Source organism: Kitasatospora sp. NPDC051914 (assembly GCF_040680995.1).
Lineage (GTDB): Bacteria > Actinomycetota > Actinomycetes > Streptomycetales > Streptomycetaceae > Kitasatospora.
Window position 1 is genome coordinate 1 of sequence record NZ_JBFAXX010000162.1, and the last position, 1,385, is coordinate 1,385.

Below are 1,385 nucleotides of genomic sequence, written 5' to 3' on the forward strand. Positions count from 1 at the left end.
CGAACGCGATCTGGGTGTTGTACTTCTGCCACTGGCCGGGGAGTTGCTCCCCCGGCCGGCGCTCGAAACGGTCCGCCCTGACTCTGAACGCGATTGGCACCTGAGGGTTGCCCTGGATTCGAAGTGTCGGGCGGTTCCGTGAGCGCGGGCCTCGAGTGCCTGGCTTGAAGAGAGCCTGTCCGACTCAACCCAGATCTGCCGACACCACGAGGCCCACGCTCTCACCGTAGCCGGTTTCCCTCGGAAGGCAGCGAAGTTGGACGCACGACGCGGCGTGGGCGGCATAGACCCGCACAAGCACAGCGCCACCCTGGCAGTGGTCGACAACCTCGGAGGTCTCGTGGGTGTCGTCTCGTTCCCGGTGAGCCCCGAAGGAATCGGAGAGCTTCTGGAGTTCCTCACCGACACTGAGCTGGTTATCGATCGGATCGGCGTCGAAGGATCCGCCGCGCTGGGCCAGCCCCTGACTGTGGCGCTGTCCGCGGCCGGATACGACGTCCGTGAGGTGCAGCCGAACCGCACAGCCGAACGCCGAAGGCGCCGTCGTCGCGCCAAGACCGACATCGAGGACGCCGAGGCGATCGCGCGCGAGACGCTGGCCGATCCCCGGCTGCCACCCGCCGGCAAGCATGCGGCCCCCGAAGCGGCTTGGGAGGAGCTCACCGCGGTCCACGACTGGCGGGATTCGCTGATCCTGCAGCGCGTGCGCCACCTCACGGAAGCGGAGGCGGTCCTGGTCTCGCTTCCCCTGAGCATCCGGTCGCTGCTGCCCTCGACCAGCCGGGTGCTGCCGCAGCTCGAAACGCTCGAGGTCTTCGCGGACCAGTGGGACGGACTCGCCACTGTTGACCAGGTGCGACTGGACCGCCTGCAGGCCGCCCTGGACGATATCCGCGTCCTGACCAACCGGATCAAGACCCTCGACAAGAAGATCCCACCGCTACTGGGGCGGCTCGGGTGCACTCTCACGGAGCTCTGTGGCATCGGCCCAGTCACTGCGATGAGCCTGCTCGTCGAGGTCGGCGATCCCTGCCGGTTCACCACCGAGGCGCAGTTCGCCCGCTGGTGCGGATCCGCCCCCATCGCCCTGTCGTCCGGCGAAGGCCACGGCCCGGCACGGCGGCACCGTCTCGACGTCGGTGGCAACCGAAACGTGAACTCGATCCTGCACATCGTGCACGTCACCCAGGTCAGATGCCACGAGCCGGCACGCGCCTACGTCACGAGGAAAATCTCGGAGAACAAGACGAAGCGCGAGGCCCGCCGGGCCCACAAGCGTCAACTCGCGAACGTGATCATCCGCCACATGTGGAAGGACGAAGCCCGCCGACGCGCCTCGCCAAGCTCACTCCCCGCGACCGGTTGACAAGAGAGCTTCGAGTCCG

General features: G+C 67.4%; 1 protein-coding gene. It reads left to right on the plus strand.

The genetic code is table 11. From position 1 onward, the window contains the following. Nucleotides 1–256 precede the first annotated feature (256 nt). Entirely contained in the window at nucleotides 257–1,366 is a 1,110-nt protein-coding gene (locus AB0M03_RS39630) for an IS110 family transposase (RefSeq protein WP_363501704.1), read from the plus strand. The last annotated feature ends 19 nt before the right edge of the window (nucleotides 1,367–1,385 follow it).